The sequence below is a fragment of the Streptomyces sp. HPF1205 genome, from assembly GCF_020400825.1.
GTDB lineage: Bacteria > Actinomycetota > Actinomycetes > Streptomycetales > Streptomycetaceae > Actinacidiphila.
On sequence record NZ_JAINVH010000040.1, the window covers coordinates 1 to 26,175 of the forward strand.

Here is a 26,175-nt window from a genome sequence, read left to right on the forward strand (position 1 = left end):
GCCGTGGGTCGGCGCCACGAGCATGAACGCCGCTGTGAGGAGGGTGGCCGCCGCGGCGGCGAACCGGCCGCGCTTGGGCGTCGCCTTCCTCGGACTTGCTGGACTCGCCGGACTTGCCGAACTCGTCGGACTGCTCGAATGCATCGAATCTCCTGGTGTCGGCGCCGTCGGCGTCGGCACCAGGCGGCGCCGGCGCAGAGGCGGTGCGATGCGGGCGGGGAGGTCCGCCGCCCGCCGGCGCGTCGGTGGGGGGAGCAGGTGAAGCGATGACGCCCCGTACGGTCCGCACGGGCGGGCACCGGACGGGACGGGCCCGCCCGGTGCGTTCCGCGGTGCCGTACCGGCAGACGTGCAGGGATGTGCGGGGAGGCACAGGTGCAAAGGACGTGCGGGAAACGCGGGCAGGGGCATTCGGTTGTCGAACCGATTCGCCAATGCCCGCCCCGGATCGTACGTTCTGCCGCGGCAGGCGTCAATGAATTCGGCACATACGCCTGCCCGCCCGCAGGTTGAGGAGCCGGAGGGGTGAGCAGCCTCAAGATCGAATCGATTCCGCACCGCGCGGGGGGCAGCCCGAGCCCGCCTCCCGGCCCGCTCCCGTCTCGGCTTCGCCCCCGGGCTCAGCCCCGCCCCGACGCGGCCCCGTTCCTGCGGCCGTGGTCGTCGGCCAGCAGCAGGTAGGCGCTCGCCGTCCAGGTGTACGCGCGGTCGCGCAGGCCCTCCCCGCTGAGCGCGTCGAAGTTCTCCGCGAAGCCGGATTTCTCGCACAGCGACCGGAAGCGGTGGCTGATCTCGTCGGCCAGGCCCGTGTGGCCGGCGCGGCGCAGGCCGTCCTCGACGAGCACGGTGGACGGGGCCCAGATGGGGCCCCGCCAGTAGCCGTCGGCCTCGTAGTGGGGCGAGTCGGGATGCTCGGTGGCCAGGCCGTACGGCGTGAGGTGGGAGGCGATGCGTTCGGCGAGGGCGTCGCCGATCTCGCGCGGCAGCCGCTCGCCGAGCACGATGGGCATCAGGTCCAGCAGGCTGCGGCCGGTGGCAGGCGCGCCGTCGTCCGGTGAGCCGCCGCGGAAGCGGGTACCGGACCACAACTGGTCGATGAGGGCCTCCTGCAGCGAGTCCGCGGCGCGCGCCCATTCCCCGGCCTCCTCGTGCTCGCCCAGCGACCGGGCGAGTTCGGCCAGTTCGGTGAGCTGGAGTACGAGGAAGGCGCTCAGGTCCGCGGTCACGGTGACGCGGTGGGCGTCGAAGGTGGTGGCGTTGTCCCAGCCGCTGTCGTTGCCGTGCTGGTAATGGGGCAGCCGTCGGCCGGGCGCGGTGCGGGCGGTCAGCCAGAAATCGGTCCACCGCCTCAACTGGTCGTAGCTTTGGCTCAGTTGGGCGTGCGTCGGCGGGTGCGCGAGGCGTTCGCGCATCCGCCGCAGAGCCCAGCCGTGCACCGGCGGCTTGACGAAGTTGTAGAGCACCTCGGAGTGGGTGACCGAGTCCGGCAGGGCCCCGGTCTCGTCCTGGTGGTCGAAGGGCAGCCGGAACTGGTGCCAGGCCAGTTCGGGCAGTGCCGGGGCCAGGGCGAGGGCGTTGAAGCAGTGGTCCCAGCTCCAGACCTTGTCCATCCAGTGCTTGGACATCAGGACGGCGGGGCGGCGTACGAGACCGGCGGGCCGTACGGTGGCCGACCACAGGACGTACGCGGCCAGTTCGGCGGCCGGTGCCATGCCGGCCGGCCCGGCGGCGACCGCGTCGGCGAAGCCGCGGAAGGCCTCCTGGCTCCGCGCGGTGACGGCGGCGAAGTCGTCGCCGGCCGCGTACGGCCGCCGGGCGCTGTCGATCTCCTCGACGGCGGCCTCCCACTCGTCGGACCCGTCGGCGCCGGACAGGGTGACGCTGCGGTCCGCGCCGCCCAGCGCCTCCGCACCCTCGGCCACCGCGTCGCCCCGCAGGGGGGTGACGCGGTAACGGCGGCCCGTCTCGTAGGAGGTGAACTGGTAGGAGCCGTCGACGGGGTCACGGTAGAAGTAGGTGCCGCTGAACGGCGTCAGCTCGGTCGCGGCGGCGGATATCCGCATGTCCAGTCCCCGGCCGCGCAGCCGTACGGTGTCGGCGCCCTCGTAGACCAGGTCGACCACCCCGCCGTCCGCCCGCCAGGTCAGGCAGGTGGGCGTGGCGTGCCAGGTGGCATGGGCGCGGGCGCCTGATCCCGGGTGGGCCGGCGTGAGGCGCAGCACCGGGTGCATGCCGTTCTGGTGCGAGACCAGATGCAGGTCGGGGGCCTGCGTGTGCTGGGCGATGACCGGTGAGATGCCGAACCAGGACCCGTAGTGGCTGAACGGGATCTCCTGGACGCTGAAGGCGGGGCCGTTGGGGGTGACGGTCATCGACGGGGACTCGATCCTTCGGAAGACGGTGAGGGGCGCGAGCCGCCCGGAGAGCGGCCGGCCCCCGCGGGGCGGGTGGTGCGGAAGGCGGCAGCGGGTGGCCGCGGTCGTGCGGTTCAGTCCTTGACCGCACCGGCCGCGACACCGGCCGCGACGTAGCGCTGGGCGAGGACGAGGATGGCGGCCGCGGGCAGCGAGGCCACGACGGCGGTGGCCATGATCGCGTTCCACTCCTGGTTGTTGTTGCCGATGTAGCGGTAGATGCCCAGCGTGATGGGCTCGTGCGCGCCCCCGCCGTCCAGGGTGCTGGCGAAGATGAAGTCCGACCAGGACCACAGGAAGGCGAACAGCGACACGGTCACCACGGCGTTGCGGCTCATCGGCAGGACGATCGACCAGAAGGTGCGCAGCGTCCCGGCGCCGTCCGTCCTGGCCGCCTGGAGGAGCTCGCCGGGGATGCCGGACATGAAGGCGGTGAAGATCAGGACGGCGAAGGGCACCGCCAGGGTCGAGTCGGCGACGATCAGGCCGGGCACGGACTGCAGGAAGCCCAGGCTGAGATAGATGGCGTAGAAGCCCATCGCCATGATGATCCCGGGGATCATCTGGGCCACCAGCATCAGGAAGCTGACCAGACCCGCGCCGCGCGGCCGCAGCTTGGCCAGGGCGAAGCCGGCCGGGGCGGCGAGCGCGACCGTGACCGCGACCGTGCCCAGGCCGATGACCAGGCTCGTTCCGAGGTAGGGGAGCTGCTGGTCGAGCACCTGCCGGTAGCCCTGGAGGGTGCCGTGCCGCGGGAAGAGGTACGGAGGGGACTTGCGCATGTCCTGGTCGCGGGTGAAGGAGACGTTCACCATCCAGTACACGGGGAAGAGCATCACGGCGGTGAACAGCAGCGCCAGCGCCGTCTTCCACCAGGTCCGGCGCCCCCGCCTTCGCGGTGCCGGGGGATACGGCCGGGCGGCCAGGTCGGCGGGAGCGCTCATGGGTTCGTCTGCTTTCGCTGGGTGCGGATGTACACCAGTCCGAAGACCAGGGCGATCACCACCAGCAGGTTGGCGACCGCCGCGCCCGGGCCGAACTCCGGCAGGAGGTTGCCGAAGCCGAGCCGGTAGGACCAGGTGGCCAGGGTCGTGGACGAAGTGCTGGGGCCGCCCCTGGTCATGATCCAGATGATGTCGAAGACCTTCAGCGTGTAGACCAGCCCCAGCAGCAGGGTGATCGCCGAGACCGGCCGCAGCAGCGGGAAGGTCACCCGCCAGAACCGCTGCCAGGCGTTGGCCCCGTCGAGCGCGGCCGCCTCGTACAGCGAGTCGGGGATCGTCTGCAGGCCGCTGTAGAGCACGACCAGGTTGAACGGGATCCCGATCCAGATGTTGGCGATGATCACCGAGGCCAGCGACCACGTGGGCGAGGTCAGCCAGTCCACCGGCCCGATGCCGAGCCCGCCGAGGGCGGTGTTGACGATGCCCGACTCGCTGTTGAGCATCCACGACCAGGTGGACGCCGACACGATCAGCGGCAGCAGCCACGGGATCAGGAACAGCGCCCGCAGCGTCGCCGACAGCCGGAAGTTCTGCGCGAAGAACACCGCCAGGGCCAGCCCGAGGGTGTACTGGAAGAACAGCGACACCGCCGTGAAGACCACGGTGTGCTCCAGCGCCGGCATGAAGGTCGGGTCGTCGAAGACCTGGCGGTAGTTCGCCAGGCCCGTGAACGGCGCCCCGCCCTGGACGAAGGAGCGGACCGTGTAGTGGCGCAGGGACAGGTCGATGTTGCGGTACAGCGGATAGGCGTAGAAGACGCCCAGGTAGATCACGACCGGGGCCAGGAAGCCCCAGGCGGCCCACGCCTGCGAGGACGGCCCGCGGCTGCGCCGCCCGGCGGTGGCGCCGGGCGGCGGGACGGCCCGGGCCGTCCCGGGCCGGCCGGGCGCCGCGGAGGCGTCCGGGGTCTGTGCGGTGGTGTTCATCGGTGCTCTGGTCCTTCGGTGGACGGGCCCCGCCGGCCCGGCGGCGGGGCCCGGCGGCGGCCTTGGTCGGGCGCGGGCGCTACTTGACGGCGGACTGCGCCGCGGACATGGCGTCCTGCGGCGACTTGGACCCGGTCAGCGCCGCCTGCACCGCGCCCCACAACTGCTCGGAGATCTTCGGGTACTTCGTACCGAGGTTGTCGCTGGTACGCCCCTTGGCCGCCTGCACGGCCTGCACCCACACCTTCAGCTCCGGGGTGGCGGCGACCTGCTGCTGCTGGACTTCTTGCGTCGGTGCGACGTACGACAGCGTCGTGTCGGTGTTCAGCAGGTTCGTGGGACTGGTCAGGCAGGACACGATCTTGTCCGAGACGGCGTAGCGGCCGGTGTCCTTCTGCACGGGTACGGTGACGAACTCGCCGCCGGTCGGGGCGGGCGCGGTGCCGCCGGAGGCGGCGGGGATGGCGATGGTGCCGTAGCCGAAGCCGGTCTTCTTGGCGTTGGCCAGTTGCCAGGTGCCGTTCTCGGCGAAGGCGTACTGGCCGGCGGCGAACTCCTGCCAGCTCGTGGTCTGGGTGTTGTTCAGCACCGAGTTGGGCGCGTAGCCCTTCTTCAGCCAGTCCTTCCACAGCGACACGGCCGCCACGGCCTTGTCCGAGCTCAGGTCGGTGAGCTGCGCTCCGGCCCCCCAGAACCAGGGCAGGAACTGGAAACTGCCCTCCTCCGTACCGATCGCGGAGAACGTGATGCCCTTCTTGCCCGCCGCCTTCACCTTGGCCAGGGCCGCGTTCAGCGACGCCCAGTCCTTGACCGAGGCCGGGTCGACGCCGGCGGCCTTCAGGACGTCCTTGTTGTAGTACAGCGCCAGGGTGTTCGCCCCGATCGGCGTCCCGTAGGTCTTGCCGCCGCTCTGGCCGGCGGCCAGCAGGTTCGGCTCCACCCGCGAGGTGTCGACCTTGTTCTCGTCGGTGGTGGTCAGGACGCCCGCGTCGGCGAGGGTGGAGACCACCGGGTTGTCGACGATCAGCACATCGGGGGTGTTCCCCTGCTGGGCGGCCAGCAGGGTCTTGTTGGTCAGGTCGCTCGTGTCGAATCCCGTGCGCTTGACCTTCACACCCGCCTGGGTCCCGCACGCGCTGAGCAGTTTCGCCCAGGCCGAACCGCCGTCGAACTGCGGGTACGGGTCCCATATGGTGTAGGTGCCCCCGGACGCCGACGAACCCGACGAACCCGACGACCCGCCCGACGACGACCCGCAGCCGGTTGCGGCGGCGGCCACCGCCACCACGGCCAGTGACGCGACGACGGCCCGCCGCCTTGCGGTTGTGTTCATGCCACCTGTCCCTTTCGCCACGTGCCTGCCCCGCGACAGGGAGCACCGGCACGACCGCCGCTTCGGCCGCGGCGGCCTCCCGCACCGACCACGCGAATCGGTTCGACCGTGAACGTAGGCCCACGGGCGCGGCCCGTCAAGACCTCGCGGCGCCCTCTTGTTCCATCGGCGGCGAACCGATTCGCCAGCGGTATCATTGCGCCCTGCAGGTGCTACTGAGGAGTCGCATGAACATCGGGGAGATCGCGCGGCGGGCGGGTGTGTCGCGCAGTACGGTGTCGTACGCCCTCAGCGGCAAGCGTCCCGTGGCGCCGGCCACGCGCAAGCGCATCCAGGATGTGATCGACGAGCTGGGCTACCGGCCGAACGCGACCGCCAGGGCGCTCAAGGAGGGCAGGACCCGCACCATCGGCCTGGTCATCCCGCCCGCGGGCAACCGGCTGACCCATATGCAACTGGACTTCGTCGGCAGCGTGGTCGACGCCGCCGCCCGCGCCGACCTGGACGTCCTGCTGTCCCCCTCCGGCGGCGACCACGACCGGTCCTTCGAACGCCTGGTCTCGGAAAGCCGGGTCGACGGGGTCATCCTGATGGAGATCCGGCTCCAGGACGCCCGCGTGGGCAGACTCCAGCAGGCCCGCCTGCCGTTCGTCGGCATCGGCCACACCGCGGGCGACCAGCAGATGTGCTGGATCGACATCGACTACGCCGGCCTGATCCAGCACACCGTCCGCCACCTGGCCGACCTCGGGCACCGCACGGTGGCCCTGGTCAACCGCTCGCCCGAGCTCGTCGCCGCCGGCTACGGCCCGGCCCACCGGGCCCGCGAAGGCTTCGACGCCGCCATCGCCGAGCGCTCGCTGCAGGGCGTCGAGGTCCCCTGCGGCGACGACGCCCGCTCCGGGCAGGAATGCCTGGAGACGCTCCTGCACGCCCACCCGGACCTGACCGCCGTCACCACGATCAACGAAGCCGCGCTGCCCGGCATCCAGCGCGCCCTGGACGACGCGGGCCTGGCCGTGCCCCACGACTTCTCCGTCACCGGCGTCGCCGCCCTGCCCTGGGCCGAGGACTTCCGGCCCCCGCTGACCGCCGCCGACGTCCCCGCCCTCGACATGGGTGACAAGGCCGTGTCCCTGCTGATCGAACGCATCGCCGCCCCCCACACCCCGCCCCGCCACATCCTTCTCGCCCCGCCCATCTCCCTGCGCTCCAGCACCGGCGCCGCATCCGCCCACCGCCAGGCCCGGACGGCCGTCCCGGCGCGCCGTACGGCGACCGCCTCCCGGGACTGACCCGCCCCGCCGCGCTCCCACCGACGTCGCGCAATCGATTCGACTGCGATGGCCGCGCACAGTGGCGGCCCGGGGCGGGCCACCGTCCACGCCTCCAGCGGTCCTCATGCCCACGGGGACCACGGGGACCACGGGCTGAGTCGACCCGGACCCACGTGACCGTGTACCGAACGTCGGTCGGTGACGGCCGTGCGGTCCGGGGCGGCGGCCGGGATCCGCACCGGATCCCGGCCGCCCTTCCCGTAACGTGTCCTCCATGGCGACCGCGACCGTCCGTGAGTGGCACGACGAGGAAGGCTGGGGCGTGCTCGACTGCGCGCAGACCCCGGGAGGCTGCTGGGCCGGGTTCGCGGCCGTCGAGATGGACGGCTACCGCGCGCTGGTGCCGGGCCGGCAGGTCACTCTGGCGGAGTGGGAAGGTCCAGGGGCCGATCAGGACGGCTACGACTACGTGGCGGTGCGCGTCATCCCCTGAGCCGTACCGCCGCCCCGGCCGCCCCGGGCCGCGGGGGCCGCGGGTTCAGGGTCCGGTGGTACGCGTCGTGAGGTCCTCGTCCGTGATGGGCCGCAGTACCCGGCACGGAGTCCCCACCGCGACCGTCATGGGGGGAATGTCGCGGCTGACGACGCTGCCTGCGCCGATGACCGACCCGTAGCCGATGCGGACGCCCGGCAGCACGACCGCGTTGCTGCCGATCCAGACCTTGTCCTCGATGACGATCGGTTCGGAGAACCGCCCGAAGTCCGCCCGCCGCGAGGGGTGCACCGGGTGTCCGGTGGTGGTCAGCGTCACGCTGGGGGCGATCATGACACCGTCGCCTATGCGGATCTCGACGTCGTCGACGAACGTGAGGTTCACGTTCCCGAAGAAGTCGTCACCGATGTGGACGTTGCTCCCGAACCCGGCGTGGAACGGCGGCAGGAGCACCGTGCGCTCCCCGACCGAGCCGAAGATCGCCAGGAGCAGCGCCCGGCGCCTGTCCGTGTCGCCCGGTGGCGTGTGGTTGTACGCGAAGATCTCCTCGGTGCGGCGCCGGGGAGCCTGGAAGGCCGCTTCGGACTCCGTGTAGACAAGTCCCCCGCGGATCCTGGCCAGGACTTCTTCCTCATCGGTCTGCGACACAGAACACCCCGTTCCTCGGTCCGACGCCTATGCCTACGCCTACGACGCCCACGACGCCTACGACGCCTACGACGCCCACGAGGCTACGTGCGAGGGGCGTGCGCTCACCGGCGGGGTCGGCCGGCGCACAGGGCGTGGTCGATGAGGGCGTTGGTGGCCCTGTTGAGGGTCGGCAGGTCCGCCGGCGCGGACGTGGTGGTGATGGAGACCGTCACGGCGCGCCGCCCGTCGGCGGTGACGGCGGGGCGGGTGTAGACGCCCACGCCGTCACCCTCGTGCGCGTAGTACGAACCCCCGCACGAGAGCGGTATCGCCCGCAGCCCGAGACCGTAGTCGCCCAGCGGCTGTTCCCTGACGTCCTCCGGGTCGTCGGTCCGCCGGACGGTCCGCCGCATCTCGTTCCACTGGGCGGCCGGCAGCAGCCTGCCCTCGGCCAGTGCCCGGAAGAAGGTGTCGAGGTCCGCGGTGGTGCTGACGACGCCCGAATCGGCGGTGTGCTGGAAGCTGTTGTCGGTGAGGTCCAGCCGTGAGCCGTCGGCGGTGGTGAGCGTCACCCGCGCGTGCGGTTCGGGGAGGAAGGGGTTCGCGCCCGGAATCGACGTGTGGCGCAGGCCGAGCGGCGCGATGACGCGGTGTTCGACCAGCTCGCGCCAGGTGGTCCCGCCGGCCTTCTCCGCGACCATCGCCGCCAGCAGGTAGTTGGTGTTGGAGTACGCCCAGCGCGGACCGCCGCCGGGGATCGGGGTGAACAGCGGCGGGTGCCTCATCGCGATCGCGACGAGGTCGGCGGGCGGGGTGTCGTTGTACCGGTTGGCGTCGGGGTCCCGCAGGAGTCCCTGGACGGACGGATCGTCGGTGTAGTTGTACAGCCCGCTGGTCTGCCGCAGCAGGTCCCGCACGGTGATCCGCCGTCCGTCGTTGCCGTGGCCCGCCACGACGCCGGGCAGCCAGTGCTCGACGGTGTCGTCCAGCGACAGCCGCTTCTCGGCGGCGAGTTGGAGCACGACGACGGCCACGAAGGTCTTGGTCGTACTGGCGATCCGGAACTCGGCGCCCCACGGCACCGGGGCCGCGGACCCCGCGCCCGCCGTACCCGCGCGGGCCTGGATTGGACCGTCCGGCGTGTCCACCCGGGCCACCACGCCGACGTCCCCGCCGCCCGCCAGCCGCACCCGGGCCACGTCCCGCCGCAAGGATGCGGCCGAGTAGCGGGAGTGCCCGGCCGTGTGGGGCCGGGGCGCCGCGCCGGGCACGCCGGCCACGGCCGCCGTCGGGCCCACGGCCAGCAGGGCCCCTGCCAGAACGGCCCCCTTCAGCGTCCTCGTCCGCACCGTCATGAAGCTCCCTCTCCCTCGTCGCCGCCACCGGGCACCAGTCAAGCGGGCCGGGGACGTACGCCGACATGGAGCAGGCCACCGGCCCCACCGGGGGCAAACCCCCGGCAGAGCCCACCGGCCGTCCCCTCGGCCCGAGCGGAGCCCCCGAACGGCTGCCCCCGCGCTCGGCGGGGCGGCCCCGGCCCGCCCCGGGCCGGGGCGGGAGCGGGTGCGGGGCGGCTCATGCGGAGGCGCCGGTCCGGGCTGTTTACACGCTGCTGAGGGACTGTTATGTTCGCAACAATATGGGAGCGCTCCCATGTTGATTGTTCCCCCCACCACGCCCCGGGGACCCGGCTTCGGTGGCCCATGGCCCCGGGACGCTGCCGGAAAGGTCACCCACCTTGAAGAGGCGAAGTACACTCTCGCTCCTCACCGGGCTCGCCACGCTGCTCGCGGCCATAGGCGTGGTCGTCCTCAGCCAGGGCTCCGCCCAGGCCCACGGCGTCGCGATGATGCCCGGTTCCCGTACGTACCTGTGCTACGAGGACGCTGTCACGTCCACGGGCGCGCTCAACCCCACCAACCCGGCCTGCGCCGCCGCGGTCGCGCAGAGCGGTACGACTCCGCTGTACAACTGGTTCGCCGTGCTCGACTCCAACGCGGGCGGCCGCGGCGAGGGTTACGTGCCCGACGGGACCATCTGCAGCGCGGGCAACAAGGCCCCGTACGACTTCTCCGCCTACAACGCGGCCCGCGACGACTGGCCGCGCACGCACCTGACGTCGGGTTCGACGATCCAGGTGTCGTACAGCGACTGGGCGCTGCACCCGGGCACCTTCCGGGTGTACGTCACCAAGCAGGGCTGGTCGCCGACCACTCCGCTGGCGTGGGCCGACCTGCAGCAGATCGGCAGCGTCACCGACCCGCCCCGCCAGGGCGGCCCGGGCACCATCGACGGCCACTACTACTGGGACCAGGCGCTTCCCTCCGGCCGCTCCGGTGACGCCATGCTCTTCATCCAGTGGGTCCGCTCGGACAGCAACGAGAACTTCTTCTCCTGCTCCGACATCGCCTTCGACGGCGGCAACGGCGAGGTCACCGGCATCCACCTCGGCGGCGGGACCACCACCGGCGGGACCACGTCCGGCACGACGTCCGGCACCACGAGCGGTTCGACGTCCGGGACCACGGCCGGCACCACGTCCGGTACGACGTCCGGTTCGACGTCCGGCACCACGTCCGGTACGACGTCCGGTTCGACGTCCGGTACGACGGCCGGGACCACGTCCGGTTCGACGTCCGGCAGCACGACCGGCGGCACCGGTGACGGCTCGTGCATGGCCATGTACACGGTGAACAGCGCCTGGAGCGGCGGTTTCCAGGGCCAGATCGAGGTCATGAACCACGGGACCTCGCCGTCGAGTCACTGGACGGTCAACTGGACGCTGAGCGACGGGACGAAGATCTCCCAACTGTGGAACGGCAACCTGACCACCAGTGGGAACTCCGTGACCGTGACCAACGCCGCCTACAACGGCACGATCGCGCCGGACGGCAACACCACGTTCGGCTTCACGGCCACCTCGGCAGGTGTCAACACGCCCAACGGGCCGATCACCTGCTCCTTCTCGTGACCGTCTGAACCGGCCCGGGTGGCGGGGCGCGACCGCGCCCCGCCACCCGGCCCCCGGGGAACGCCCCCCGTGGGACGGGCGGGACAATGCACGGCATGTCGCTGCGCGGAACGGACGCCTACCGGGACGGCGACGTCCTGCCCGCGCTGGTCCGGCGGGCCGTCGCGGTCTCGCGCGCGCACGGTTTCGCGTACTCCTGCAGGCCCGAACAGGGGCGCCTGCTCCAGGTCCTGGCCGCCGGAGCGGCCCACCGCATCGCCGAGACCGGGACGGGCTGCGGAGTCGGCCTCGCCTGGCTCGCCTCGGGCGCGCCTTCGGGCGCGCGGCTGATCAGCGTCGAGCGCGATCCGGAGCGGGCCCGCGCCGCGGCGGACATCTTCCGGGACGACGACCGCGTCGAGGTCGTCCAGGGCGACTGGCGGCGCATCGAGGAGCAAGGCCCGTACGACCTGCTCGTGCTCGACGGCGGTGGCCAGGGCAAGGGCGACGGCGCCGCGGACCCCGCCCGGCTGCTCGCCGCCGGCGGTACGGTCGTGATCGACGACTTCACCCCGGCCACCACCTGGCCGCCCCGCTTCGGCGGCGCCCCCGACCTGCCGCGGCTCCACTGGCTCGAACACCCCGCGCTCAAAGCCACGCAACTGCGCCTGGCACCCGACCTCGCCGTGATCGTCGGCACCCGGCTTCCCGCCGGCTGACACCCGGCAGCACCCGGCGCCACCCGGCGCCCACGCGAGAAACCCTCACCGTCGCCGGCCCCGCCGCGGCCGTCAACCGCCCTGTGCGGGCCACTGCCTGACGTCGCCCCGGACCGCGGGCGACCTGCCGCCGGGTCGTCGTCCGACCACCCCCGCCGATCCCCGGTCCCCCCGCGGGCTCCGGCGCGCCCCTCCTCGCGGTCCGACCCGCCGAGCGGACGGGTGAGCGACGTCACTCGAAGCGGCGCCGGCAAAGTGCCGCGCGTTACAGGCGCTTGGGGAATCCCGAAGTAAGGTGCATGAACGGCTAAATGGAACACATCCCGGTAATCACCCGCATGTGATCCATTTCGCAGCTCTCAGCGGGTCGGAGAAGGGAACGGGCCGTGGTCGCCTATGTGTGTCCGCCTGCCGTCGTGCAGGGGGAGCATGCCGTGCACACCGAGCAGATCCTGGCGCAGGTGCGGGACCGGCACCCGCGGGCGCCGTGGCTGCCGCGGATCGACGGCATCGCCGCGAGCATCGGGATCACCTCCCGCGGCTGGATGCTTCCGCTGGAAGCGGCCGTCGCGCCGGGCCGGGGCGGCCTCCTCGGCACTTCCGCGGCCGAGGCCCGGGCGGCGCTGGCGGGCGGCGGCCTCACCGACGAGGCCGTGGCGCGCGCCGTCGCCGCGCTGGAGGGGGTGCCGGCCCCGCAGACCGTCCAGGAGCGCACCGCCCCGGCGTGGGCGGCGGTCCAGGACTACGGCGAGCGCGCCGCACGCGAAGCCCTGGGCATCGCCGGTCTGGCGCCGGGCGACGTGGACTGCCTGATCACGAGCCACTCCACGACCCCCGCCCTGCCGGGCCTGGACGTGGCGCTGCTCAACCGGCTGCCGCTGCGCGACGACGTCCTGATGCTGCCGGCCACCCAGTGGGCCTGCATAGCCGGGACCCGCTCGCTGGCACTGGCCGCCGACCTGGTCGCCGCCGACCCGGACAGGGTCGTGCTGGTCGTCATATCGGAGGCGCTGAGCACCACGTACCACAGCGCGGACGACACGCTGGAGTCGCTGATCGTGCGGCTGCTGTTCGCCGACACCGCCGTGGCGGCCGTGGTCACCGGCCGCCGGCGCGCCGAGTCGGTGCTGCGGGTGGACGCGGCCTGGCACCACAGCCTGCCCGGCACCGCCGACCTGCACCGGCTGGAGACCCGCGCCGACGGCACGCACTTCGTGATGGACCGCCGGGGCCCGCGGGCCGTGCAGGAGACGGTCGCCGCGATGTGGCGGTGGCTGCGCGACCGGCACGGGGACGACCGGCCCGGATGGCACCCCGGCCTGCTGCTGGCGCATCCCGGCGGCACGCGCGTGCTGGAGTACATGGAGCAGACGATGCCCGCCGGGTGGCCCGCGGGACTGCTCGCCCACAGCCGGGACAGCTACACCGGCGGGAACCGCGGCGGGGCAGCGGTGCTGGACATCATGCGACGCGCCTGCGACGCCGGCCCCGAGCCCGGGGAGGCGACCGTCCTGTACGCGGCGGCGCCGGGGCTGACCGCCACGGCCCTGGACGGGGAGTGGCTCCGAGGCGGCACACCGGCCCGCCGGTCCTGACCGGCCGGCTCACGGCCCCCGGTCCGTGCGAGCCGGCCCCGGCCGGGCGAGGGCCGGGTCAGCGGTCCAGTTCGGCCCAGACCGTCTTGCCCGTCGCGGTCCACCGCACGCCCCAGCCGGTGGTGAGTTTGTGGACGACCAGGAGGCCGCGGCCGGTGTCGTCCAGGACGTCGCCGCGGTGCAGGCGGGGGCGGCCGTTCCCGCTGTCCGTGACCTCGCACAACAGGCGCCGTCCCGCCCGCACCAGCCGCAGCGCGACCGGCCCGGCGCCGAACCGTACGGCGTTGGTGACCAGTTCGCTGACCACCAGCAGCATGTCGTCGCGGGCCCGGGTCCCGATGTGCCAGCGCCTGAGCTGCGTCGACGCCAGGGCCCGGGCCCTGGCGGGGCTCCGGGGCGTGGGCGGCAGGTGCCAGGTGGCCGTGTCGCGCTCGCGACGGCCGGACACGCGGGCGAGCATCAAGGTCACGTCGTCGCGGCGGGGATCCCGCGGGGCCAGCGCGGTGACGATGCGGCGTGCGGCCTGCCGCAGGTCGTCCCAGGGATGGATGCCCCGCACCATGTCCGTCAGCCGCTCGATGCCCTCGTCGATCGACGTCGCGGGGTCCTCGACCAGGCCGTCGGTGTACAGGGCCAGCACGGACCCGGGCGGAGCCGCGGCCCGGTGGACGTCGAACGGCTCGCGCAGCGCGAACTGGGTGCCGAGACCCGGGTGCGGCGGGCCGGTGAGGATACGCGCGGTTCCGTCGGGCCGCACCAGGACCGGGGGCAGGTGCCCGGCGCTGGACATGACCAGGTCGTGTCCTACGGGGTCGTAGACGACGACGCAGCAGGTCGAGCCCAGCGCGCTGTAGCCGGCGGCGAGCCCCGCGTCGGTGTCGTCCAGGAGCGCGACGGTCTGGTCCAGGCAGGCCAGCGCCTCCGCGGGTCCGAGGCCGGCCGACAGCAGCGCGCGTGCTTCCGTGCTGAGCTGCCCCATCGTCGCCGCGGCGCCGAGACCGTGCCCGACGACGTCGCCGACGACGAGCGCGGTGCGCCCGGCCGGCAGCGGGAAGGTGTGCGCCCAGTCGCCGCCCACGCCCGCGCTGTCCGGGGTGGTGGGCTGGTAGACGCTGGCGACCTCGATGGTCTCGCTGTCGGGGCGGGGGAGCAGGCGGCGCTGCAGCGCCAGGACCTGGGCGTGCTCACGCTGGTGCTGGCGGGCGAGGTCGACGTGGTGCGCGGTCTTCTCGACGAGTTCTTGCAGGTCGAGCAGCTCGCTGTCGTGCCAGGGGCGGTCGGGGCGGCGCCAGACCTCGGTCAGGCCCAGCACGATCGGGTCGTCCGGGCCGTCGGGGCCCTCGACGACCAGCGGGATGCAGGCGACGCTCAGCGGGCCGTCGCCGGGCACCAGGGCCCGGATGAGCCGCGGGTCGCCGAGGACGTGCTCGATGGCGTCCCGGTCCGGCAGGACGACGGGCTCGGGCGTGTCGTTCCGCTCGACCGCGCCGGCCAGCAGCCGGCAGGCCTGTGGCGGCAGGTTGTCCCCCGGGGTCAGGAAGTCCTGCGGCCAGGCCCGGTCCGGGACCAGCGCGGCGCGTCGCAGCCGGATGCGCTCGTGGGCCTGTTCCGCGACGGCTTCGCCGGTCCACACCGCGTAGTCCAGGTCGACGGCGGCGACGTCCCCCCAGGACAGCAGCGAACGCGCGAGGGACTTGGCGGTCTCGCCGATGTCCAGCGAGGTCCCGATCGCGGTGGCCGAGGCGTACAGGTGCAGACGTTTGGCCATCGCGATCAGGGAGACGGTCAGCCCCCCGCCGGGCCCCGGCGCGGGCAGGATGCTCAACGACACCAGCAGGTCGGAGCCGTCCTCCCGGCGCAGCCGCTGCACCCGGGCCACGTGGGCCTCCCGCGTCTCGGCGACGTGCCGCAGCCGCTGGGTGACGGTCGGCACGTCCTGGGGAGGCAGCAGTCCGGTGAAGGGGGTGCCCGGCTCGGCACGCAGGCCCTCGAAGGGGACCGCGGGCAGGCTGCAGTCGACGATGCGCAGATCGCGGTCCAGGGTCACCGCCCCGAGGATCTGCTCCTGCCCGCTCGTCCCGGGCCGGGACGCGGCCTGCCCGCCCTCGGGCCGCGGCTCCTCGGCGGACTCCTCGGCGGGCCCGTCCGCGGGCTCCTCGGCAAGCTCGTCCGCCGGTTCCTCGGCGGCGCCCGGAGCAGCGCCCGGAGCGAAGTCGGCCAGGGCGCTGCTGACCAACTCGACGGGCGACGGGGACGGTCGTATCGGGTCCATGCGCTCTCACTCGCCGATCCGGTGTGTGCCGGACTGCTTCCCGAGTCAGTGCGGTCACACCCCGAGATACCGCTCCCTTCCTGCATAGCACATATGCCGTTTTCATCCCATAAAGGCGCCGTCGATCAGGGGTCGCGAGGGCCGGACACGGCGTCCGTGCGCAGTGCGCGCCGAATCGGTCACAGAGCGTACGGACCCGGTGTGCCCGGGCGCGGGGAGCGCCCGGGCGGGCGCCGCGCCGCGTCGATTGCCCTCGGATCCCGCGTGCGGTGGGTCGAGGCGCCGGGGACGCTCCCCTGTGATGTACGCGCTCCCGTACGGCCTTGGCCGTCGCGCCCCGGGTACGGCGGTCCGGATGTCGGTGCCGGCTGGCAAGCTGCCCGACATGGATGCCAGGTGGATGCAGCGGCGTGTGTACGGCGCCGATCACGACGATCCCGATCCGGGCCCCCGGCCGGGCCGCGACTACGTGGAACTCACGGGCGGCCCGCTCGACGGCCTCCTCCTGGACGTCACCGGATGGGGCGCCGCGGACAGGGCGGAAGGCGCAGCGCTCACGACCGAGATCGGTTCGTACGGAGCGGGCGGCAAGTGCTGGTACGGCCCCCGCCGCGCCGACCCCCTCCACTGGGACTGGCAGGCCGACTCGCCCTGACCGGGGCCCGCCCCGTGATCCCCGCGGGTGCGCGACGAGTCCACCGGGGACCACGGGACGGCCCGCACGGATGCGCCGCCGGGCTCGCCGCACGGCTCGATCCCCACGTATTCACACACGAGTCAACGCCGAATCCGACAAAAACCTTGACGGCCCATCAGGTCCTTCCTACGCTCGCAGCCGGTGCGATGGGAGCGTTCCCACGCCCCTTGAGCGGAGAACGTCCCCGCACCCTCCCCACCGTCTCCGTGCTTTCCCCCCACCGGAGGTCACCGTGACCGACCCGCACCGGAGCCTGCCCACCGCGCGCCGCCGCCGGCGCGACCGCCGCCCGCCGCGCCGCTGGACGATCGGCGCCGTCGCCGCCGCCCTGACGCTGTCCCTGTCCGCGCTCGCCGGAGGTTTCCAGACCGCCCACGCCTCGACCGCGCCACAGGCGGCGCCACAGGCGGCGGCTCCCGGCCGGGGAGCGGCGGTGGCCCGCGACGCGGGAGCGGCCGCGGCGCCCGCCGCCCAGCCGTCGGTGGCGTCCATCGCCACACCGCCGATGGGCTGGGCCTCGTGGAACACCTTCGCCGCCAAGATCGACGCCAATGTGATCAAGGGCCAGGTGGACGCCATGGTCTCCTCCGGCATGAAGGACGCCGGGTACAGTTACGTGAACATCGACGAGGGCTGGTGGCAGGGGACCCGCGACTCCGCGGGCAACATCACCGTCGACCCGGGCGACTGGCCCGGCGGCATGAAGGCCATCGCGGACTACATCCACAGCAAGGGCCTGAAGGCGGGGATCTACACCGACGCGGGCAGGAACGGCTGCGGCTACTACTACCCGACCGGCCGCCCGGCCGCCCCGAACAGCGGCAGCGAAGGGCACTACGACCAGGACTTCCTGCAGTTCTCGCAGTGGGGCTTCGACTACGTCAAGGTTGACTGGTGCGGCGGCAACGCCGAGGGCCTCGACCCGGCCGCCACGTACAAGTCCATCAGCGACGCGATCGGGCGGGCCACGGCCCAGACCGGCCGGCCGATGGTGCTCTCCGTGTGCGACTGGGGCAACGGATCCCCCTGGAACTGGGCGCCGGGCATCTCCAACCTGTGGCGGACCAGCCAGGACATCATCTACTACGGGCAGAGCCCGTCCATGAGCCGGGTGCTGGCCAACTTCGACGCGGCGCAGCACCCCTCAGCCCAGGGCCCCGGCCACTACAACGACCCGGACATGCTGATCGTGGGGATGCCGGGCTTCAGCGGCGCGCAGAACCGCACCCACCTCGCCCTGTGGGCGATCTCCGGGGCGCCGCTGCTGGCGGGCAACAACCTCGCCACGATGAGCGACGACACCAAGGCGGTCCTGACCGATCGTGAGGTCGTCGCGATCGACCAGGATCCCCTCGGACGCCAGGGCACCAAGGTCGCCGAGGACCACACCGGGCTGCAGGTGTACAGCAAGGTCCTCAGCGGCGACGGCCGCCGCGCCGTCGTGCTGCTCAACCGCACCGGCTCGGCCGCCGACATCACGGCCCGCTGGTCGGACCTGGGCCTGACCGGCTCCGCCGCCGTACGCGACCCGTGGACCGCCACCGACCTGGGCAGCTTCGCCACCGGCTACACGGCCAATGTCCCCGCGGGCCAGGCCGTCCTCCTCACCGTCACGGGCGTCGACGGGGGCGGCGGCCAGCCGCAGGCCCGGCAGATCGTCGGCGGCCAGTCCGGCCGCTGCGTGGACGTACCGAACTCCGCCACCGCCAACGGCACCCAGGTCCAGCTCTGGGACTGCAACGGCCGGTCCAACCAGTCCTGGACGTACACCGCCGGCAAGCGGCTCACCGTCTACGGGAACAAGTGCCTGGACGCCAACAACCAGGGCACCAGCGCCGGGACCGCGGTCATCATCTGGGACTGCAACGGCCAGCCCAACCAGGAGTGGAACGTCAACTCCGACGGGACCCTCACCGGCGTCCAGTCCAACCTGTGCCTCGACGCCAACGGGCAGGGCACGGCCAACGGCACGAAGCTCGTCCTGTGGACCTGCAACGGCCAGCCCAACCAGCAATGGAGCCTGCGCGCCGCCTCCTGACGACCCGCCGGCGGGACGGGGGCGGCCCGGACCGGAGACCCACGCGCGCCGGACGCCATCCCCGGCCGTCCGGCGCGCGTCACCCGGCGGCGTGCTGCGTTCGGCGTAATGAACGGGGCGGTTCCGCGGGCGCCGGCACCCTTGGACGTGTGTGGTCACGACGCTGTGAGGGGCCGGGCACGGCGCCGGCGGGGCAGGTCCCCGGGCGGACCGGGCGCGCTCGCCGGACGGTCCACCCCCGTGCCGCGGGACGGCGGCGATGACCGCGGGCGGACGCAGGCCGCAGCAGGAGGTGGCCAGGCTGCGGCTGGGCACCGAACTGGAGCGGATCGCGGAGCAGCTGAAGTCCCTGGCACGGGCGCAGGACGAACTGCACGACCTGTACGAGGCGGTGCTGAGCCGGCGGGTGCCGCTCACGGCCCTCCTGGAGCTGATCGTGTCGACGGCGATGGACCTGGTCGGCGCCCGCTACGGCGCGCTGGGCGTGCTGGACGAGGACGGCCGGAACCTGGCGCTGTTCGTCCCCATGGGCCTGTCGCAGCGGCAGAAGGACCGGCTGGCCGGTGTGGACCTGCCCCGCGGGCGGGGCCTGCTCGGGCATCTGATCACCCATCCGGAACCCCTGCGCGTCGACGCCATCGGCGCCCACCCGAGGAGGGTCTGGAACGCCTCGCACGCGTCGCCGCCGCGAACGCCGCCCGGTCCCTGGACGACCTCGTACGCGCACTGGCCGACCGGCACCCCAGCGACGGTCACGACGACATGGCCGTCCTCGCGGTGCGCACACCGGAGTGACCCGAGCGGACCGCCCGGCCGTCGCCGACGGTACGGGTGCCGACGGTACGGGTGCCGACGGTACGGGTCAGGAACCGCCCGGCTCCGGGAGGCGGTCCTCGTGCCCCGCCGCCGTGGCCGGCCCGCCGGCCGGGGGAGCGGTGAGGTAGCCGAGGACGTCGGTGAGGTCGAGCATGCGCCGCAGGACCTCCGGCCGGTTGTCCAGGTGCAGGGTGGCGCCGACGGCGCCGGTCCTGCGGTGGACCGTCAGGAGCGCGGACAGTCCCGAGGAGTCGATCCACGTCAGCCCGCTGAAGTCCAGGCGGACGTCGCGAGGCGGCGGGCCGGCCGCCAGTTGCTCGTCGACCGTTTCCGTGAGGTCGTCGCTGGTGCCGAAGTCGAGGTCGCCGTTCACGCGCACGGTGAGCGTGGCGCCCTCACGGCTGACGGCGAGGGTGAACGCGGTGGGCGGCTGCTCGGTCATGTGCGCGCGCCGGGAGCGGGGTCGGGGGCCGGGCCGGACGGCGCGGCGGGGGTGGGGCCGGGGTCGGGACCCGGGGCCGAGGCGGGGGGGGGACGGGGGGAGTGCTCGCGCAGGCTCACCGTGCCCCGCCGGATCAGGTCCGCGGTGCGGGGGAAGTCGCGGAGCTGCCCGGCCAGGATGTCAAGACCGGTGACCAGGGAGTGGGCGGGGACGTGCCGGGCCTGGAGTATGTCGGCGGTCCAGGTGAGGAACGTGGTGAACAGCTCGGGGTCGTCGACGTAGAGGGCGGCGGCCATGAAGTCGACGATGTGGGCGATGTCCTCCGCGGTGTGCTCGCGCTGGACGTCGCTGTAGCCGCGCATCGCCGGGAAGCGGTCCTCCAGGTCGGCGAGGGTCTGCCTGACGAGTCGGGGGCGGGACCGGACGACCAGCGTGTACTCATGGTCGGCCAGGTGGGGCAGGACGTCGACCGCCTGCCGGGCCGGGGGAGCGCCGTGCCTCGTCAGGCCTTCGTCGAGGACGGCCGCGGCGGCCGGCGCGGTGGGCGCCCACCGGTCCGCGCGCAGTTTCCTCGCGTAGCGGCCGTCGGGGCCGAAGGCGCGGCCGCCGGCCAGCACGGGGAAGCCGACGGCCTGGCAGGCGGTGATGGCCGCGTGGGCGGACGGCAGGCGGGTCGGGATCGACCCGGACAGCAGGACCGCGTCGGGGTTGGTGCGGTGCAGGTGGGCGACCAGGTGCGGGGTTGGGGTCTGGGCGCCGAGGTAGTCGACGCGCCAGCCGCGCAGGGACAGGACCTCGGCGACCAGCCGGGCGGGGAAGGCGTGCCATTCGCCGTCGACGCAGCTCACCGTCACCCGGCCGCGCGGGGGTGTGCCGCGCCGGCGGCGGTGGGCGAGGGAGGCGATGACGCGCTCGTTGATCGCGGTGGCGGCGTGCTCCTGCGCCACGGTGATGCGGGCCGCGGCCCATTCGGTGCCGACCTTCGCCTGGACCGGGGCGATCACCTCCAGGAGCAGGGTCTCCTCCGCCACCCCGTCGGCCAGCGCCGCGTGCACGGTCTCGGCGGCCCCGTCCTCGTCGCCGTCGACGACGGCGTCCCACAGCCGCTGCGCCAGGTCGGCCGTCGCGGCTGTCGCGGTGGCATGACTCACTGCTTCCTCCTGCTGTCGGTGCCGCTCGGGTGCCGGGCAGCGGCGGTCGGCGGGCCGGTCGCGAGCGTGCCGGGGGCGACGGCGGACGGGAGGGCGCCCGACGGGCGGGGAGAGCGGCCGGGGGAACCGGGGGAAACGGACACGATCACAGGCACGCAGTGCGCGTACCCCACCTCCTTCCCGTCATGAACAACAGATGCTTTTTGCAACCGTCGCTTATCGGCCCCCGCCTCGGCAACCCGTCCGCCCGGCCGAGCGGCGCGCCCTCGCCTCGCCCCGATGCGCATGGGCAACCAATGGTTGCGCGTTTCGGGTGGGCTCGGTACCGTTATACGCAACCGATGGTTGCGATATGAGGAGAAGCGCGATGGAGTACGGCAGCATCGAGCGGGAGATCCACATCGACGCCGCGCCCGAGGTGGTCTACGAGGTGGTCAGCACGCCCGAGCACCTGCGGGAGTGGTGGCCGGACGACGTGGAGCTCGAAGCGGTGCCGGGGGCGACCGGAGTCGTACGGTTCGGGGGCGAGGGCCCGGCGGCGGCGCACGTCGTCCCGGTCACGGTGGTCGAGGCCGACCCGCCCCGGCGGTTCGCCTTCCGGTGGGTGTACGAGGGGCGGGAGGCGACGCCGGCCAACTCGCTGCTGGTGACCTTCGACCTGGTCCCCTCCGGTACGGGCACGCTGCTGCGCTTCACCGAGACGGGCTTCCGGGAGAACGGCTGGGAGGCGGCGGTGCTCCAGGAGCGCTACCGGCAGCAGGTCACCGGGTGGGACCACTTCCTGCCGCGCCTGGCCCCGTACGTCGCACGTCTGGTGGCGGCGCGGTGAGCCCCGTCGTCGACGACGAGCTGTGGTCCGCCGTCGGGGATCCGACCCGGCGGCGGATGCTCGACCTGCTGCTGACCGACGGCGGCGGCACGGCGACCACACTGAGCGAGCGGCTGCCGGTCACGCGGCAGGCGGTCGCCAAACACCTCGGCGTGCTGCACCGCGCGGGGCTGGTCCACGTCACACCGTCCGGCCGCGAGCGCCGGTACGAGGTGGACGCGGCGCAGTTCGCGCGCGCGGTCGCGCAGTTGGCCGCGGTCGGGGCCGCATGGGACGCCCGGCTGCAGCGCGTCAAGCGGATCGCCGAGGCGATCCAGCGCGGCGAACGGGGCTGAGCCCGGCCGAACGCGGGCCGCCGCCGCGGCCGCGCGCGCGACCGCGTACGGATCCACGAATCACCTACACAACACGTACCAACGCCGTCGCATCGGTGGCGGCGCCGACGAGCCGCGCCCGAACGCGGGCGCCCGGCAGGGGAAAGAGGCAGCGAGATGGTGGACATCCTGCACAGGATCGGGGTCGTGTCGGCTCCCGAGGACGTGTACCGGGCCCTGACGACGGTCGACGGGCTGGCGGGCTGGTGGACGCGGGACACCGATGGCAACGGCGGGGCCGGGGGAGTGCTCCGGTTCCGCTTCGAGCCCGGCGGGTTCGACATGAAGGTCCTGGAGGCGCGGCCCGCCCGCCACGTGCTGTGGGAGGTCGTCGACGGCCCCGAGGAGTGGGTGGGCACACGGGTCGGCTTCGAGCTCAGGCAGGAGGGCGACTTCACGATCGTGATGTTCCGGCACGAGGGGTGGCGGGAGCCGGTGGAGTTCATGCACCACTGCAGCACCAAGTGGGCGACCTTCCTGATGAGCCTGAAGCGGTTGGTCGAGACCGGCAAGGGCGAGCCCGCGCCGCACGACGTCAGGATCAGCGACTGGCACTGATGCCCGTGTCCCGTGCCGCCGGCCGGGAAGGCGGCCGGCCCGGGGCCGACGGGGGCCGGCCACCCGGCCGGCCGGGAGTGTTCGGCGAGGCGGTCCGCCGGCCGCTCGGCGAGGAGTCACGTGCTCAGGCCGTGACGGGGGCGTCCCAGGCGATGCGGTGGTCGTACTGCCACGCCATCTTCTCGGGGGTGGCCAGGCGTGCGACCAGCGGCAGGACGGCGTCGCGCACGAGGCGGCCCACGGGGCCCGCGGCCTTCTTGCTGTTGGTGCGGGCACCCTCGGCGATGACCCGCTCCACCCTGGCCCGGCGGGCGCGCTCGTAGGCCACGAAGGCCTGGTCGTACGGGAGGTCGCGCAGCGCGCGGGCGAGTTCGACGGCGCTCTCCGCGGCGAGCGAGGCGCCCTGGCCGGAGCTGGGCGACGTGGCGTGCGCGGAGTCGCCGACCAGCACCATCCGGCCGCGGTGCCAGTGCGGCACGTGCGGCAGGTCCTCCATGGGCCCGGCGGTGACCAGGTCCTCCGGCGGGGTGCGCCGCAGCAGTTCCAGCGCGGGTACGGCGTCGCCGTCGAAGACCTCGGCGAGCCGGCGCAGCCACTGCTCGTTCGGCGTCTGCCGTACCTGCCGCCACGTCAGATAGGGGTGCGGGAGGTTGGCGAACCACACCCCCGTGCCGTCGTCGAAGGACTGGTACCCGAAGAAGGCGCGGCGGCCGAAGGCCATGTACATGCGGTCGCCGGTGGGCGGCAGCCCGGCGCCGTCGACCCGGGCGCCGAAACCGAGCAGGCCCGAGTAGCGCGGTTTCGGCGCCTCGGGATCGATCAGGCGCCGGACGGTGGAGTTCAGGCCGTCGGCGCCGACCAGGACGTCGGCCTCCTCGCTCGTGGTGCCGTCGGCGAAGACGGCCCGTATCCCGGTGGCGGTCTCCTGGACGCCGACCACCTCGTGGCCGTGCCGGACGTCGACCCCCTCGCTCAGGGCGAGGTCGTACAGCCGCCGGTAGAGGTCGGCGCGCCAGGTGAACTGCATGGGCTGGCGGAACTCCGCGATGGTCCGGCCCCGGTGGTTCTGCAGCACGATCGCGTTCATCGGGGCGCCGACCCGGTCCAGGCCCACGAAGTCGAGGGCGGCCCGGCCGTTGGGCGCGACGCTCAGCGCGCCGCCGACGCCGTCGGCCGTTCCGGTGTGGGACTCGTGCACGGTGGCCTCGATCCCGGCCCGGCGCAGCGCGAGAGCCGCCACGGGGCCGGCGATGCCGCCGCCCACCACGATCGCGGTGCGGGTGGAGGTCATGTCGGTACGTCCTTTCGGGAGGGGGCCGGCGGTGTGCTCGACCGCCTTGATAGTTGCAATGAAACTAGTCCCACGTCAACTAGTTACGCCGGGATCAGCTCCGGTAGGCTCTCCGGCATGCGCGGCTCCCCTCTCGGCCTCACCGTCCTGTCGCTGCTGCACATGCGGCCGCTGCACCCGTACGGCATCCAGCGGCTCATCAAGCAGTGGGGGAAGGACGAGGTCGTCAACGTCAGCCAGCGGGCGAGCCTGTACCGGACCATCGAGCGGCTGCTGGACGCCGGGCTGATCGCGGTCCTCGGAACCGGCCGCGACCAGCAGTACCCGGAGCGCACGACGTACGAGGTCACCGACGCCGGACGGGCGGCGACACGCGAGTGGCTGCGGCAGATGCTGGCCGCGCCCAGGGCGGAGTACCCGGAGTTTCCCGCGGCGCTGTCGTTCTCGATGATGCTGCTGCCGCGGGAGGTCGAGGCCGACCTGACCGCGCGCGCCGGTCAGGTCCGCGACCGCCTGGCCGAGTTGGGGGCCGCCGAGGAGCAGTCGCGGCGGCTCGGCCTGCCGCGCGTCACCACCCTGGAGGACGAGTACCGCCGCGCCGTCCTCACCGCGGAACTCGACTGGCTCGACGCGGTCACGGCCGACCTCCGCTCGGGCGCGCTCACGTGGGACTTCGAGACGCTGGCGGCTCTGGCGGCGGCGTCCTCCTGAGCGGCCGGCGGCCCGCGGGGAACCGGCCCCGAACCCGCTCCCGTAACCCATGGGCGCCCTCGGCCGGGGCGCGCCTCGGCACCCGACGCCGTTCCGGGCCCGCGCTCCCGTCCGGTTGTCAGTTTCGCTTGACATGAGGCCTCGCGTCAAACGAAACTGACGTCATGGACGTGGAAGAACTCGCCGAACGCATCCGCTCGACCGACCCGAGCGTGGGACTGCGTGCTGTCGGCGCGCTGCACCGGCTGGCCGAGCAGGTGGAGGCCGCCGCCGTCGCGCGCGCCCGTGACCAGGGCTGGACCTGGGAGCAGATCGGTGACGCCCTCGGCGTCACGCGCCAGTCGGTCCACACCAAATACGGAAAGTGAGACGACCGTGTGGGAACGCTTCACCAAGACCAGCCCCCTCGGCGCGGTGGTGACCGCCGCACTGGACGAAGCCAGGCGGCGCGGCGACCGGAAGGTCGGCACCGACCACCTTCTGCTCGGCCTGCTGCACGACCCGGAGCAGGCCGGCGCCCTCGGCGTCACGGTCGAGGAGGCGCGCGCCGCCCTCACCGATCTCGACCAGGCCGCGCTGGCCTGCATCGGCCTCGACGTACGAGGGCTCGAACCGGCCGGCCTCCCGCGGCCGAAGCGGTCCGCGCTCTCGCGCAACACCCTGACCGCGGGCGCCCGGACAGTCCTGACCCGCGCCGTGGAGTCCAACGGCGGGAAGACCAAGGGGCTGGAACCCGAGGACCTGATGCGCTCGGTGCTCACCTGCGCCCCTCCCGAGCCGGCGGCCGCGCTGCTCGCCCGACTCGGCGTCGACCCCTCCGCCGCACGCAACGGCCTCGACCGGCCCGGCACATGACCCGCACACGGCGCAGCCCGCCCGCCCCGCGCGTACCCCCGCGGGGCAGTGTGGCGCGGCGCACATCCGCCCACCGATGACTCCCGCCACCTCGGACGGTCCTATGAGCGACGACACCGCCCGCGCGACCTCACGGACGTGCGGGCGGCCGGAGACCGGGAACACCGGCACACACGAACGGGACACACCGACATGACCGACGGCGTCAAGGGCCCTGCCAGCTACTTCCCCTCCATCGAGAAGAAGTACGGCCGCCCGGTCTCGGAGTGGAAGGACCTCATCCGCTCCTCGCCGCTGACCAAGCACATGGAACTCGTCACCTGGCTCAAGACGGAGTACGGGATGGGCCACGGCCACGCCAACGCCCTTGTCGCGCACACCCTCGTGGAGGGCGATGCCAAGTAAGCCACGCAAGCGGGGGAGCGGGCCCGCCGCGCGGGCGACGTGGCCCGGGCCCGCGACGGGGGCGGGCCGCGGCCCGCCCCCGCGGCCACGTCGCGTCCGCCGTCCGCGGCAGCGTCCTCGTGTCGCCGCGCGGCCTTCGCGCGGCCTTCGCGCGGCGGCCGACGGTTCCGGTTCCGGTTCGGCGGCGGGCTGTGGTGACGACCGCGAACGACGACGACGCGGGGGACTCCGAGAAATCACGAACGGCCCTTCCCCGAAGGCTGTTTCCCGGGAATTCACCCGTTGTGGCGACGTAACAGGGGCGCGGGGCCCGCATGCGGGTCCCGGTCACGCCGTCCTCCGCTTCACCTCCCGGGTTTGCACAACCCGGCGCGCGCACCCGCCCCCCGCGCGCC

At 73.3% G+C, this 26,175-nt stretch carries 24 protein-coding genes; 14 read left to right on the top strand and 10 right to left on the bottom strand.

From position 1 onward, the window contains the following. Positions 1-620: 620 nt before the first annotated feature. The 4 genes from K7G61_RS31060 to K7G61_RS31075 all read right to left on the bottom strand — a co-directional run bounded on the left by K7G61_RS31060 (position 621) and on the right by K7G61_RS31075 (position 5,677). A complete protein-coding gene (locus tag K7G61_RS31060) occupies positions 621-2,372 on the bottom strand; it encodes an amylo-alpha-1,6-glucosidase (protein WP_225850394.1) in 1,752 nt (583 codons plus the stop codon). 116 nt (positions 2,373-2,488) lie between these two features. Further along, positions 2,489-3,358, bottom strand: coding sequence for a carbohydrate ABC transporter permease (locus K7G61_RS31065; protein ID WP_225850395.1), 870 nt, complete (start codon positions 3,356-3,358; stop codon positions 2,489-2,491). Continuing rightward, positions 3,355-4,344, bottom strand: coding sequence for a carbohydrate ABC transporter permease (locus tag K7G61_RS31070; protein ID WP_225850396.1), 990 nt, complete (start codon positions 4,342-4,344; stop codon positions 3,355-3,357). The genes K7G61_RS31065 and K7G61_RS31070 overlap by 4 nt, the downstream gene beginning before the upstream one ends. A gap of 79 nt (positions 4,345-4,423) precedes the next feature. Continuing rightward, the gene (locus K7G61_RS31075) at positions 4,424-5,677 is read right to left on the bottom strand and encodes an extracellular solute-binding protein (RefSeq protein WP_225850397.1); all 1,254 of its coding nucleotides are present in this window, start codon (positions 5,675-5,677) and stop codon (positions 4,424-4,426) included. A gap of 227 nt (positions 5,678-5,904) precedes the next feature. On the opposite strand from K7G61_RS31075, the gene K7G61_RS31080 reads away from it, so the two are divergent. After that, entirely contained in the window at positions 5,905-6,972 is a 1,068-nt protein-coding gene (locus tag K7G61_RS31080; RefSeq protein ID WP_225850398.1) for a LacI family DNA-binding transcriptional regulator, read from the top strand. 256 nt (positions 6,973-7,228) lie between these two features. Further along, entirely contained in the window at positions 7,229-7,447 is a 219-nt protein-coding gene (locus tag K7G61_RS31085; RefSeq protein WP_225850399.1) for a cold shock domain-containing protein, read from the top strand. Between the two features lie 45 nt (positions 7,448-7,492). On the opposite strand, the gene K7G61_RS31090 is transcribed toward K7G61_RS31085, so the two are convergent. Both K7G61_RS31090 and K7G61_RS31095 read right to left on the bottom strand, forming a co-directional pair. Next, positions 7,493-8,095 carry a sugar O-acetyltransferase gene (locus K7G61_RS31090; RefSeq protein ID WP_225850400.1) on the bottom strand — a complete coding sequence of 201 codons (603 nt, stop codon included), beginning with the start codon at positions 8,093-8,095 and terminating at the stop codon, positions 7,493-7,495. Between the two features lie 104 nt (positions 8,096-8,199). Continuing rightward, complete coding sequence (locus K7G61_RS31095; RefSeq protein WP_225850401.1) at positions 8,200-9,432, bottom strand: serine hydrolase; 1,233 nt, start codon at positions 9,430-9,432, stop codon at positions 8,200-8,202. 383 nt (positions 9,433-9,815) lie between these two features. Here K7G61_RS31095 and K7G61_RS31100 point away from each other — a divergent pair, with 383 nt between their 5' ends. The 3 genes from K7G61_RS31100 (at position 9,816) to K7G61_RS31110 (ending at position 13,341) form a co-directional block, all read left to right on the top strand. Beyond that, positions 9,816-11,048, top strand: coding sequence for a lytic polysaccharide monooxygenase (locus K7G61_RS31100; RefSeq protein ID WP_225850402.1), 1,233 nt, complete (start codon positions 9,816-9,818; stop codon positions 11,046-11,048). A gap of 95 nt (positions 11,049-11,143) precedes the next feature. Beyond that, positions 11,144-11,746, top strand: a complete 603-nt coding sequence (locus K7G61_RS31105) for an O-methyltransferase (protein WP_225850403.1) — start codon at positions 11,144-11,146, stop codon at positions 11,744-11,746. Positions 11,747-12,132: 386 nt separating this feature from the next. Further along, positions 12,133-13,341 carry a type III polyketide synthase gene (locus tag K7G61_RS31110; protein WP_225850404.1) on the top strand — a complete coding sequence of 403 codons (1,209 nt, stop codon included), beginning with the start codon at positions 12,133-12,135 and terminating at the stop codon, positions 13,339-13,341. Positions 13,342-13,399: 58 nt separating this feature from the next. Here K7G61_RS31110 and K7G61_RS31115 read toward each other — a convergent pair whose 3' ends face one another. Beyond that, positions 13,400-15,613, bottom strand: coding sequence for a SpoIIE family protein phosphatase (locus tag K7G61_RS31115; RefSeq protein ID WP_225850405.1), 2,214 nt, complete (start codon positions 15,611-15,613; stop codon positions 13,400-13,402). A gap of 385 nt (positions 15,614-15,998) precedes the next feature. On the opposite strand from K7G61_RS31115, the gene K7G61_RS31120 reads away from it, so the two are divergent. Both K7G61_RS31120 and K7G61_RS31125 read left to right on the top strand, forming a co-directional pair. After that, positions 15,999-16,268 carry a hypothetical protein gene (locus K7G61_RS31120; RefSeq protein WP_374204307.1) on the top strand — a complete coding sequence of 90 codons (270 nt, stop codon included), beginning with the start codon at positions 15,999-16,001 and terminating at the stop codon, positions 16,266-16,268. A gap of 475 nt (positions 16,269-16,743) precedes the next feature. Beyond that, a complete protein-coding gene (locus tag K7G61_RS31125) occupies positions 16,744-18,348 on the top strand; it encodes a ricin-type beta-trefoil lectin domain protein (protein WP_374204308.1) in 1,605 nt (534 codons plus the stop codon). 862 nt (positions 18,349-19,210) lie between these two features. On the opposite strand, the gene K7G61_RS31135 is transcribed toward K7G61_RS31125, so the two are convergent. Beyond that, positions 19,211-19,606, bottom strand: coding sequence for an STAS domain-containing protein (locus tag K7G61_RS31135; protein WP_225850408.1), 396 nt, complete (start codon positions 19,604-19,606; stop codon positions 19,211-19,213). Further along, on the bottom strand, positions 19,603-20,757 hold the full coding sequence (locus K7G61_RS31140) for a B12-binding domain-containing protein (RefSeq protein WP_225850409.1): 1,155 nt from the start codon (positions 20,755-20,757) through the stop codon (positions 19,603-19,605). The genes K7G61_RS31135 and K7G61_RS31140 overlap by 4 nt, the downstream gene beginning before the upstream one ends. 367 nt (positions 20,758-21,124) lie before the next feature. Between K7G61_RS31140 and K7G61_RS31145 the strand changes: the two genes are divergently transcribed. The 3 genes from K7G61_RS31145 to K7G61_RS31155 all read left to right on the top strand — a co-directional run bounded on the left by K7G61_RS31145 (position 21,125) and on the right by K7G61_RS31155 (position 22,518). Then, positions 21,125-21,586 carry an SRPBCC domain-containing protein gene (locus tag K7G61_RS31145; RefSeq protein WP_225850410.1) on the top strand — a complete coding sequence of 154 codons (462 nt, stop codon included), beginning with the start codon at positions 21,125-21,127 and terminating at the stop codon, positions 21,584-21,586. Beyond that, positions 21,583-21,921 (top strand): metalloregulator ArsR/SmtB family transcription factor, encoded by a 339-nt coding sequence (locus K7G61_RS31150; RefSeq protein ID WP_225850411.1) that lies wholly within the window; start codon positions 21,583-21,585, stop codon positions 21,919-21,921. The genes K7G61_RS31145 and K7G61_RS31150 overlap by 4 nt, the downstream gene beginning before the upstream one ends. A gap of 156 nt (positions 21,922-22,077) precedes the next feature. Next, the gene (locus tag K7G61_RS31155; protein ID WP_225850412.1) at positions 22,078-22,518 is read left to right on the top strand and encodes an SRPBCC domain-containing protein; all 441 of its coding nucleotides are present in this window, start codon (positions 22,078-22,080) and stop codon (positions 22,516-22,518) included. A 124-nt stretch (positions 22,519-22,642) separates the two neighbouring features. Here K7G61_RS31155 and K7G61_RS31160 read toward each other — a convergent pair whose 3' ends face one another. Beyond that, the gene (locus K7G61_RS31160; RefSeq protein WP_225850413.1) at positions 22,643-23,809 is read right to left on the bottom strand and encodes an NAD(P)/FAD-dependent oxidoreductase; all 1,167 of its coding nucleotides are present in this window, start codon (positions 23,807-23,809) and stop codon (positions 22,643-22,645) included. A gap of 117 nt (positions 23,810-23,926) precedes the next feature. On the opposite strand from K7G61_RS31160, the gene K7G61_RS31165 reads away from it, so the two are divergent. From K7G61_RS31165 to K7G61_RS31180, 4 genes are all read left to right on the top strand, one after another. After that, entirely contained in the window at positions 23,927-24,520 is a 594-nt protein-coding gene (locus tag K7G61_RS31165) for a PadR family transcriptional regulator (RefSeq protein WP_225850414.1), read from the top strand. A gap of 164 nt (positions 24,521-24,684) precedes the next feature. Continuing rightward, a complete protein-coding gene (locus K7G61_RS31170) occupies positions 24,685-24,888 on the top strand; it encodes a helix-turn-helix domain-containing protein (protein ID WP_225850415.1) in 204 nt (67 codons plus the stop codon). A 7-nt stretch (positions 24,889-24,895) separates the two neighbouring features. Further along, positions 24,896-25,375 carry a Clp protease N-terminal domain-containing protein gene (locus K7G61_RS31175; RefSeq protein ID WP_225850416.1) on the top strand — a complete coding sequence of 160 codons (480 nt, stop codon included), beginning with the start codon at positions 24,896-24,898 and terminating at the stop codon, positions 25,373-25,375. Positions 25,376-25,567: 192 nt separating this feature from the next. Next, the gene (locus K7G61_RS31180; RefSeq protein ID WP_225850417.1) at positions 25,568-25,780 is read left to right on the top strand and encodes a DUF4287 domain-containing protein; all 213 of its coding nucleotides are present in this window, start codon (positions 25,568-25,570) and stop codon (positions 25,778-25,780) included. Positions 25,781-26,175: the final 395 nt, after the last annotated feature.

What these genes read in the sequence shown, in the direction of transcription:
- K7G61_RS31105 (WP_225850403.1), top strand. Translation starts at nt 11,144, where the DNA reads ATGTCGCTGCGCGGAACGGACGCCTACCGGGACGGCGACGTCCTGCCC.
- K7G61_RS31160 (WP_225850413.1), bottom strand. Translation starts at nt 23,809, where the DNA reads ATGACCTCCACCCGCACCGCGATCGTGGTGGGCGGCGGCATCGCCGGC.
- K7G61_RS31085 (WP_225850399.1), top strand. Translation starts at nt 7,229, where the DNA reads ATGGCGACCGCGACCGTCCGTGAGTGGCACGACGAGGAAGGCTGGGGC.
- K7G61_RS31070 (WP_225850396.1), bottom strand. Translation starts at nt 4,344, where the DNA reads ATGAACACCACCGCACAGACCCCGGACGCCTCCGCGGCGCCCGGCCGG.
- K7G61_RS31065 (WP_225850395.1), bottom strand. Translation starts at nt 3,358, where the DNA reads ATGAGCGCTCCCGCCGACCTGGCCGCCCGGCCGTATCCCCCGGCACCG.
- K7G61_RS31135 (WP_225850408.1), bottom strand. Translation starts at nt 19,606, where the DNA reads ATGACCGAGCAGCCGCCCACCGCGTTCACCCTCGCCGTCAGCCGTGAG.
- K7G61_RS31060 (WP_225850394.1), bottom strand. Translation starts at nt 2,372, where the DNA reads ATGACCGTCACCCCCAACGGCCCCGCCTTCAGCGTCCAGGAGATCCCG.
- K7G61_RS31120 (WP_374204307.1), top strand. Translation starts at nt 15,999, where the DNA reads ATGGATGCCAGGTGGATGCAGCGGCGTGTGTACGGCGCCGATCACGAC.
- K7G61_RS31080 (WP_225850398.1), top strand. Translation starts at nt 5,905, where the DNA reads ATGAACATCGGGGAGATCGCGCGGCGGGCGGGTGTGTCGCGCAGTACG.
- K7G61_RS31115 (WP_225850405.1), bottom strand. Translation starts at nt 15,613, where the DNA reads ATGGACCCGATACGACCGTCCCCGTCGCCCGTCGAGTTGGTCAGCAGC.
- K7G61_RS31145 (WP_225850410.1), top strand. Translation starts at nt 21,125, where the DNA reads ATGGAGTACGGCAGCATCGAGCGGGAGATCCACATCGACGCCGCGCCC.
- K7G61_RS31075 (WP_225850397.1), bottom strand. Translation starts at nt 5,677, where the DNA reads ATGAACACAACCGCAAGGCGGCGGGCCGTCGTCGCGTCACTGGCCGTG.
- K7G61_RS31155 (WP_225850412.1), top strand. Translation starts at nt 22,078, where the DNA reads ATGGTGGACATCCTGCACAGGATCGGGGTCGTGTCGGCTCCCGAGGAC.
- K7G61_RS31180 (WP_225850417.1), top strand. Translation starts at nt 25,568, where the DNA reads ATGACCGACGGCGTCAAGGGCCCTGCCAGCTACTTCCCCTCCATCGAG.
- K7G61_RS31165 (WP_225850414.1), top strand. Translation starts at nt 23,927, where the DNA reads ATGCGCGGCTCCCCTCTCGGCCTCACCGTCCTGTCGCTGCTGCACATG.
- K7G61_RS31170 (WP_225850415.1), top strand. Translation starts at nt 24,685, where the DNA reads ATGGACGTGGAAGAACTCGCCGAACGCATCCGCTCGACCGACCCGAGC.
- K7G61_RS31095 (WP_225850401.1), bottom strand. Translation starts at nt 9,432, where the DNA reads ATGACGGTGCGGACGAGGACGCTGAAGGGGGCCGTTCTGGCAGGGGCC.